The sequence below is a fragment of the Nocardia sp. NPDC002869 genome, from assembly GCF_046764065.1.
GTDB lineage: Bacteria > Actinomycetota > Actinomycetes > Mycobacteriales > Mycobacteriaceae > Nocardia > Nocardia rhamnosiphila.
Genome location: NZ_JBKOOL010000054.1, coordinates 23,024 through 31,755 on the forward strand (window position 1 = coordinate 23,024; position 8,732 = coordinate 31,755).

7 protein-coding genes are annotated in these 8,732 nt (G+C 72.3%); 6 read left to right on the forward strand and 1 reads right to left on the reverse strand.

Annotated elements, in window-relative coordinates:
• Positions 1-4: 4 nt before the first annotated feature.
• Positions 5-1,354 carry an aldehyde dehydrogenase family protein gene (locus ACLML9_RS12880; protein WP_411945735.1) on the reverse strand — a complete coding sequence of 450 codons (1,350 nt, stop codon included), beginning with the start codon at positions 1,352-1,354 and terminating at the stop codon, positions 5-7.
• Positions 1,355-1,525: 171 nt separating this feature from the next.
• On the opposite strand from ACLML9_RS12880, the gene ACLML9_RS12885 reads away from it, so the two are divergent.
• The 6 genes from ACLML9_RS12885 to ACLML9_RS12910 all read left to right on the forward strand — a co-directional run.
• Entirely contained in the window at positions 1,526-2,503 is a 978-nt protein-coding gene (locus ACLML9_RS12885; protein WP_411945736.1) for a glycosyltransferase, read from the forward strand.
• Between the two features lie 21 nt (positions 2,504-2,524).
• Positions 2,525-3,745, forward strand: a complete 1,221-nt coding sequence (locus tag ACLML9_RS12890; protein WP_411945737.1) for a glycosyltransferase — start codon at positions 2,525-2,527, stop codon at positions 3,743-3,745.
• Positions 3,742-4,815 carry a UDP-glucuronic acid decarboxylase family protein gene (locus ACLML9_RS12895; protein ID WP_411945738.1) on the forward strand — a complete coding sequence of 358 codons (1,074 nt, stop codon included), beginning with the start codon at positions 3,742-3,744 and terminating at the stop codon, positions 4,813-4,815. Before ACLML9_RS12890 ends, ACLML9_RS12895 begins: the two co-directional genes overlap by 4 nt.
• A gap of 45 nt (positions 4,816-4,860) precedes the next feature.
• Positions 4,861-6,483 carry a carbamoyltransferase gene (locus ACLML9_RS12900; RefSeq protein WP_411945739.1) on the forward strand — a complete coding sequence of 541 codons (1,623 nt, stop codon included), beginning with the start codon at positions 4,861-4,863 and terminating at the stop codon, positions 6,481-6,483.
• On the forward strand, positions 6,480-7,973 hold the full coding sequence (locus ACLML9_RS12905) for an HAD-IIIA family hydrolase (RefSeq protein WP_411945740.1): 1,494 nt from the start codon (positions 6,480-6,482) through the stop codon (positions 7,971-7,973). Before ACLML9_RS12900 ends, ACLML9_RS12905 begins: the two co-directional genes overlap by 4 nt.
• A partial coding sequence (locus ACLML9_RS12910) for a glycosyltransferase family 9 protein (RefSeq protein ID WP_411945741.1) occupies positions 7,970-8,732 on the forward strand: 763 nt, incomplete at its 3' end. The genes ACLML9_RS12905 and ACLML9_RS12910, both read left to right, overlap by 4 nt.

Below are 8,732 nucleotides of genomic sequence, written 5' to 3' on the forward strand. Positions count from 1 at the left end.
GGATTCACCGGGGCGCGGAGTTCAGGTGGACGACCTTGGTCTGCGTCATCTCGTCCAGCAGTTCAGGTCCGTACCCGTAGCCGGTACCGCTGGCGCCGCGGGGGTGCGCCGCGCCGCCCGGCGCGCCGCCGAATACCGCGTTGATCTTCACCGTGCCGACCGGGAGCTCCCGCCAGGCACGCTGGGCATGCGGCAGCGACGACGTCAGCACCGTCGCGGCCAGCCCGTACTCGTCCCGGGCCGCTTCCGCGAGACCCCGGTCGAACGATTCGACCCGGCACACCGGCGCGACCGGACCGAAGGTCTCCTCGCGCATGATGCGCATATCCGGTGTACAGCCGGCCAGCACAGTGGCCGGGTAGTGCGCCCCGGCGCCGTCGGGCACCGCGCCGCCCGTCGCGCATTCGGCTCCGGCGGCCACTGCCTCGTCCACCTGCGCGTGGACCAGGTCGCGATGGCGCCGGTCGACGAGCGGCGCCAGGGTCCGGGATTCGGCCGCCGCCACCAGCGCGGCGAGGAACGGCCGCGCGATCGCCTCGTGGACGAAGATCCGCTCGACCGATACACAGATCTGGCCCGAGTTCGCGAACGCGCCGAGCGCGGCCTGCTCCGCGGCCCAGCCGGGGTCCACCCCGGCGTCGACCACCAGGGCGTCGTTCCCACCGTTCTCCAGCAATGCCTTCGCGCCGGTCACGGCTGTACTGCGCGCGATCGACCGTCCGGTGGCGGTACTGCCGACATGCGCGACGACATCCACATCGGCCCGGGCGGCCAGCGCGGCACCGACGGCGCCGCCGCCCTGCACTGTCTGCAGCACGCCCTCGGGTAGCGCCCGGGCGAGGAGCTCGCCCAGCAGCGCGCCGGTGTGCGGCGCCCGCTCGCTCGGCTTGTACACCACCGTATTGCCGGTGACCAGGGCGGCGCCGATCAGTCCGCACGACACCGCGACCGGATCGTTCCACGGCGTCAGCGCGACGACGACGCCACGCGGCTCCCAGACCATGAAGTCGGTCGCGTCGATATCGCCCTGCAGGCTTTTTCCGCGATGCACCGGGCCCAGCTCGGCGTACTGCTCCAGGGTCGCGGCGCCGGCCGCGATGCCCTCGGCGCCCTCGGCGCACGGGCGACCGGTTTCGGCCTCGGCGGTCGCGGCGAGTTCGGCGACGTATTCGCGCAGCAGACCGGCGCCCGCGCGTAATGCCGCGGCACGTTCGCCGACCGGGGTACGCGCCCACCCGGATTGGGCCCGGCCGGCCGAGGCGACCCGCCGGTCGAGTTCGGCGGCGCCGGTCACGGGCACCGTGCCGACAGCGGCCCCGGTGGCGGGATCGTGGATTTCGATCGTCGCGGTCACCGGCGACCGCGTGGGTTCTGTGACGGTGCTCGATCGGCTCATACCGGCGCGCTTTGCCCGGCACCGGCGGTTCAAACCCGGCTCGGCGAGTCGCCACGCCGCGCCGCCCGGTAGATCACCGCTTTACCCGCGCTCGTGTTTGAACCGGCTCGAACAGGTAAGAGCCAGCGCATGGCGGAGACGGCGAACCGGCTCGACATTCTGCTCTGGCACGTGCACGGCTCGTGGACCAGTTCGTTCGTCCGGGGAAGACATCGCTATCTGCTGCCGGTGGTGGAGGGCGGCGGGCCGTGGGGCCGGGGCCGTTGCGGGCGCGAGTGGCCGTCCGCCCGGGAGATTCCGGCCGGGGAGCTGCGGAAGACCGAACCCGATGTCGTGGTGCTACAGCGTCCCGAGGAGATCGGTCTGGTCGAACGCTGGCTCGGCCGTCGCCCTGGTGTCGATATCCCGGCGGTGTACGTCGAGCACAACACCCCGCGCCCGCATGCCGCCACCACCCGCCATCCGCTGGCCGACCGCGCCGATATCCCGCTGGTGCACGTCACCCATTTCAACGATCTGATGTGGGACAACGGACGCGCACCCACGCGGGTCGTCCCGCACGGCATCGTCGATCCTGGCGCGCGCTACACCGGCGAGATCCCGCACGGTGTCGCCCTGATCAACGAACCGATCCGGCGTGGGCGGATCACCGGAACCGATCTGCTGCCCGCCTTCGCCAGGGCCGGCCCGGTCGATCTGTACGGTATCGGCGTCGCCGAATTCACCACGGAAAGCCCCACCGCGCACCCCGTGCGCGGTATCGCCGATCTCGGCCAGGCCGCCCTGCACGAGGAGATGGCGCGGCGGCGTGTGTATCTGCACACCGCGCGGTGGACCTCCCTCGGCCTGTCCCTGCTCGAAGCCATGCAGCTGGGCATGCCGGTGGTCGCGTTGGCGACCACCGAGGCAGTCCGCGCGGTCCCCCCGGAGGCGGGAGCGCTGTCCACCGATATCGCGGTACTCACCGCGCGGTTCCACGAGTTCCTCCACGAACCCGATCTGGCGGTGCTCGCCGGGAAATCGGGACGGCAGTACGCACTGGAGCACTACGGTCTCGATACCTTCCTGCGCCGCTGGGACGGTCTGCTCGCCGAGATCACCGCATAGGGATCGGAAAGGGGCGCCACCTTGAAGATCGCGATGGTATCCGAACACGCCAGTCCGCTGGCCGCGCTCGGCGGCGTCGACGCCGGTGGCCAGAACGTCCATGTCGCCGAACTCGCCGCCGGGATGTCCCGGCGCGGACACGATGTCACCGTCTACACCCGGCGCGAAGACGCCGCCGCACCCACCACCGTGCGGACCGGACAGGGGTATCGCGTGACCCGCGTGCCGGCCGGCCCGCCGGAGATACTGCCGAAGGACGAACTGCTCCCGTTCATGGACGAATTCGGGGAGTTCCTCCGGCAGGACTGGCAGCGGGAGCCTCCCGATGTGGCCCACGCCCACTTCTGGATGTCCGGTCTCGCGACGCTCGCGGCCGCACCCGGGCTCGGCATTCCGGTACTCCAGACCTTTCACGCGCTCGGCGTGGTCAAACGCCGATACCAGGGCGCCGCCGACACCAGTCCACCGGCGCGGGTGGGGCTGGAACAGGGCATCGCCGCCCGGGCCGACCGCGTCATCGCCACATGTACCGACGAAGTGTTCGAACTGGTCCGGATGGGACTGCCGCGGACCCGCACCTCGGTGATCCCGTGCGGTGTGGACCTCGATCGGTTCACCCCGGACGGTCCGTGCGCCGCCAGGTCGGCCCGGCATCGGATCGTCAGCGTGGGCAGGCTGGTGCCGCGCAAGGGTTTCGATATCGCGATCACCGCGGTGGCCCGGCTGCGCGATACCGAACTCGTGCTGGTCGGCGGACCCGACGACGGGCGACTCGCCGACGACCCCGAAGCACAACGGCTCTCGGCGCTGGCCGGCGAACTCGGGGTGGCCGACCGGGTGCATCTGCTGGGCCAGGTACCGCGGACGGAGATGGCGCCGCTGCTGAGGTCGGCGGATGTGGCCGTGTGCACCCCCTGGTACGAACCTTTCGGCATCACCCCGCTGGAAGCGATGGCCTGCGGGGTACCCGTGGTGGCCGCCGCGGTCGGCGGGCTCACCGATACCGTCGTCGACGGTGTCACCGGCAGGCTGGTGACACCGCGGGACACCGGCGAACTGGCCGACGCGGTCGGCGGCCTGCTGAACGCGCCGCGGACCAGGGCGAACTTCGGACGCGCCGGGCGCGAACGGGTCCGGGCGCGTTACTCGTGGGAGCGGATCACCGCGGAGACCCTGCGGGCGTATCGCCGGGTGGCCGCCGCGGCCGTACGCACCGAAACCGGCCGGGAGGAGGCGCGGTGACGACGCGCGCGCCGGATCCGGTACCCGCCCCGGACGGGTGGGCGAGTGGCCACCGGGCCGGGCGCCCCCGGCGGGTGCTGGTGACCGGCGGCGCCGGTTTCGTCGGCTCGCACCTGTGCGAACAGCTGCTCGACGCGGGCGCGTCCGTGGTCGCGCTCGACAACTTCGCCACCTCCACCCCCGACAATATCGCCGGACTGGTGGACCGGCCCGGCTTCGCGATCATGCCGCACGATGTGACCGAATCGTTCTCCGGCCTCGGCTGGTTCGATGTGGTGTTCCATCTCGCGTCGGCGGCCTCGCCGCCCGACTATCTGCGGCTTCCGATCGAAACGTTACGCGCCGGTTCGCTCGGCACCGCGAATGCTCTCGATCTCGCCGAACGCACCGGCGCCCGGTTCGTCCTCGCGTCCACGAGCGAGGTGTACGGCGATCCGGGGGTCCACCCGCAGCCCGAGGGCTACTGGGGCCATGTCAACCCGGTCGGGCCGCGCAGTGTCTACGACGAGGCCAAGCGCTATGCCGAGGCATTGACCATGGCGTACCGCCGGGAACGCGGCGTGAACACCGCAATCGCCCGGATCTTCAACACCTACGGCCCCCGGATGCGGGCCGATGACGGCCGGATGGTGCCTACCTTCATCGCCCAGGCGCTGGCCGGCGCTCCGCTCACCGTGGCCGGCACCGGTGAGCAGACCCGGTCGCTGTGTTACGTCGAGGACACGGTGCGTGGCCTGCTGGCGCTGGCGCGCACCGACCATCCGGGCCCGGTCAATATCGGCAATCCCGGCGAACTCTCGGTACGGTCGCTGGCCGAGGAGATCCGCGCGGCGGCCGGGAGCCACTCCACACTCGAATACGTCGACGGCGCGATCGACGATCCGCAGCGTCGCTGCCCGGATATCGCCCTGGCCCGGCGCGCCCTCGGCTGGCAGCCGACAGTCGACCGGGCCGAAGGGCTGCGCCGCACGATCGACTGGTTCACCGGGCGGACGGCACCGGCGGACGGGGCGGGCCCGGTAACGAAACGGCAGACCGGTTTGGCAGTCGATTCGGCGGGTAGCGCGTAGACGATTCGCGGTACGAGCCCGTATCCCCAGAGGAAAGGCCGCCCCGTGCGCATTCTCGGTGTGAACGCGATATTCCACGATCCCGCTGCCGCCCTCGTCGTGGACGGTGAGATCGTCGCCGCCGCGGAGGAAGAACGGTTCACCCGCCGCAAGCACGGTAAGCGACCGGTTCCGTTCGCGGCCTGGGAGATGCCCGAGCAGGCCGCCGCGTGGTGTCTCGAGCGCGCCGGCCTGCGGCCCGACCAGCTCGACGCGGTGGGCTATTCCTACGATCCCGCGCTCGTGGACCATTCGCTCGGCGGTCTCGACCCCTCCGGCGAGGAACTCCGTACCGACTACGCGCGCCGGGCGCCGGCGTTCCTGCGTACCGCGCTGCCCGGACTCGACCCGTCGATCGTGCGGTTCGTCCGGCATCATCTCGCCCATGCCGCCTCCGCGGCGCTCGCGGCGCCGCTGGGCGATGCCGCGGTGCTGGTCGCCGACGGACGCGGGGAGAGCAGTTCGTATCTCGCCGGGGAGTACCGGGACGGAAAATTCGTCGAACTGGCCGCTCAGCGGCTACCGCATTCGCTCGGCCTGATGTACGAGGACCTCACGCAGCATTTGGGTTTCGCCCGCTCGAGCGACGAGTACAAGGTGATGGCACTGGCCTCCTACGGCACGCCGCGCTTCCTCGACGAATTCCGGGAACTCCTGTACACCACCGGCGACGGCGGTTTCCGGACCGAACCGGTGGACTGGGCGCGGTATGCCCCGGCGGTGAGCGGCGGTGCGCTCGGCCCCGACCACGCCGATCTCACCGCCAGCGCGCAGCGGCGGCTCGAGGAGGTACTGCTGGAACTGACCGGATGGCTGTACCGGCAGACCGGGCAACAGGATCTCACCCTGGCAGGCGGTATCGCCCTCAACTGCGTCGCCAACACCCGGCTGCACGCCGAGGGACCGTTCGAACGGATCTGGGTGCAGCCCGCCTCGGGTGACGCCGGCACCGCGCTGGGCGCCGCACTGCAATTGGCGGCCGAATTCGGGGAGCGGGCCGCGCCGATGCACCGCGCCGATCTGGGCCGCGAGTGGACCGACGCGGAACTGGAAGCCGTATTGCGGACAGCCGACCTCCGGTACAGCAGGCCGGCGGACGTGGCGGCCGAGGTCGCGGCGGCGCTCGCCGCCGATCAGGTGGTCGCCTGGTTCCAGGGCCGGGCCGAATACGGTCCGCGCGCCCTCGGGCACCGCTCGCTGCTCGCGCACCCCGGCCGGGCAGCCAACCTGGAACGCCTCAACGATGTGAAGGGCCGGGAACAGTTCCGGCCGGTCGCGCCCATGGTGCGGGCCGACCGGGCGGCCGAGATCTTCGGCCGCGGACCCCTGCCCAGCCCGTACATGCTGTTCGTACACGACGTGGCGCCGGACTGGCAGGACCGGCTCCCGGCGGTGACCCATGTGGACGGCACGGCGCGGGTGCAGACCGTCGATCCGGCGGACGACCCCCTGACGGCGCGCATGCTCACCGAATTCGACCGCCGCACCGGGGTGCCGGTGGTCGTCAACACCAGCCTGAACACCGCGGGCCGTCCGATGGTCGATTCCCCGCGTGACGCGCTCGAATGTTTCGGTTCCGCCCCGATCGATGTACTCGCCATCGGTCCGTTCCTGGTGCGGCGCCGGTGAACCGCCTCGACTACAGCATCGTCGTCCCGACCACCGGCCGCGACAGTCTCCGGCTGCTGCTGGAGGCGCTGGAGGCCGCGACGGGACCCCGTCCCCGGGAGATCATCGTGGTGGACGACCGGCGGGGCGGCGGCGAACTCCCGCTGCCCGACGGCAGCACACCCGTACACGTGGTCCGCTCGGGTGGCCGCGGACCGGCCGCCGCCCGCAATGCCGGCTGGCGGCACGCCACGGGAGCCTGGATCGCCTTCCTCGACGACGATGTCCTCGTCGCCCCCGATTGGCCGGAGCGCTTGGCCGCGGACCTGCTCGGTCTCGCCGCGGACACCGCCGCGTGTACCGCGCGCATCGAGGTCCCGCTGCCGGCGCACCGCCGGCCGACCGACGACGAACGCGGCACCGCCGGGCTGGCGACCGCCCGCTGGATCACCGCCGATATGGCCTACCGCCGGTCCGCGCTGCTCGCGGTGGGCGGGTTCGACGAGCGATTCCCCCGGGCCTACCGCGAGGATGCGGACCTGGCACTCCGCGTCTGCCTCGCCGGTTACGCCATCGCGTCCGGGCAGCGGGTCACCGTCCACCCGGTCCGCGCCTCCGGGCCGCTGGCCAGTGTGCGGGCCCAACGCGGCAATGCCGACAACGCGCTGATGCGGCGCAAATACGGCGCGCACTGGCGGCGGCGCATCGGCGAACGGCACGGTCTGCTCCCCCGGCACGCGCTCACCACGGCGGCGGGCGCGGCGGGCCTGGCGTTCGGTGTGACAGGCCGGTCCCGTGCGGCGCTCGCCTGCGCTGCGGCGTGGGCGGCGCTCACCGGGGAGTTCGCGCTCCGGCGCATCGTGCCCGGCCCCCGTACCCCGCGCGAGATCGGGCGGATGGCGGTCACCAGCGCGCTCATCCCCCCGGCCGCGTGCGGACACCGGATACGCGGCGAACTGCGCCACCGCCGCGCCACCCATCCCGCTCCGCACGCACTGCTGTTCGATCGCGACGACACGTTGATCGTCGATATCCCCTACCTCGCCGACCCCGCCGGAGTGCGGCCGGTACCGGGGGCCGCCGACGCCCTGCGCCTGGTGCGGGCGGCCGGAATCCAACTGGGTGTCGTCAGCAATCAGTCCGGTGTCGCGCGCGGACTGATCAGCCCCGGCCAGCTGGCCGCGGTCAACGAGCGGGTGGAGGAACTGCTCGGGCCGTTCGGGACCTGGCAGGTCTGTGTCCACGGCGAGGACGACGGCTGCGTATGCCGCAAACCCGCACCGGGCATGGTGCGTCGCGCCGCGGCCGAACTCGGTGTCGATATCGACCGCTGCGTACTGATCGGCGACACCGGCGCCGACGTGGCCGCCGCACTGTCGGCGGGCGCCCGGGCCGTGCTCGTACCCACGGCCCGGACCCGGCCCGAAGAGATACGCCACGCGCGGATCGCGGCGATGGTCGCGCCGGATCTCACCGAAGCGGTCCGGATGGCGATGGCGGGTCCGCTGTGACGGGCCGGGTCCTGGTGGCGCGGATGGACAACGTCGGCGATGTCCTGCTGGCGGGTCCCTGCGTGCGCGCGGTCGCGGCACACGCCGATTCGGTGACGCTGCTGGCCGGGCCGCGGGGTCGCGCGGGCGCCGAACTGCTCCCCGGGGTGGACCGGGTGCTGACCTGGTGCGCGCCCTGGATCGACCCGGAACCGCCGGCGGTGACCGCGCCGGATATCGATGCCTTCGTCGCGGAATTGCGCGGCCTGGAACTGGACCGGGCGCTCATCCTCACCTCGTTTCATCAGTCGCCGCTGCCCCTCGCGCTGGTGCTGCGGATGGCCGGGGTCCGCTGGATCGGCGCGATCTCCGAGGACTACCCGGGTTCACTGCTGGATCTGCGGCATCGTGTCGCCGGCGACCCGCCCGAGGCCGAACGCGCGCTCTCGCTGGCCACCGCGGCCGGGTTCGGGCTACCGCCGGGCGACGACGGCGGATTGGCGGTACGCGGCCCGCTCCCGGACGTCGGCCATCTCACCGGCGAGCCCGGATATATCGTCGTGCACCCCGCCGCGTCGGTACCGGCCCGCCAGCTTTCCCCGGCGCGGTCGGCGGCCGTGGTCGCCGCCCTCACGAGCGCCGGATACCGGGTGATCGTCACCGGCGCCGCCGGCGACCGGCCGCTCACCGGTCTCGTGGCCGGTGGTCGCGCCGTCGACCTCGGCCGCGCGACCACCCAGCCCGAACAAGCCGCCGTATTGCGGGACGCGAAAGTCGGGG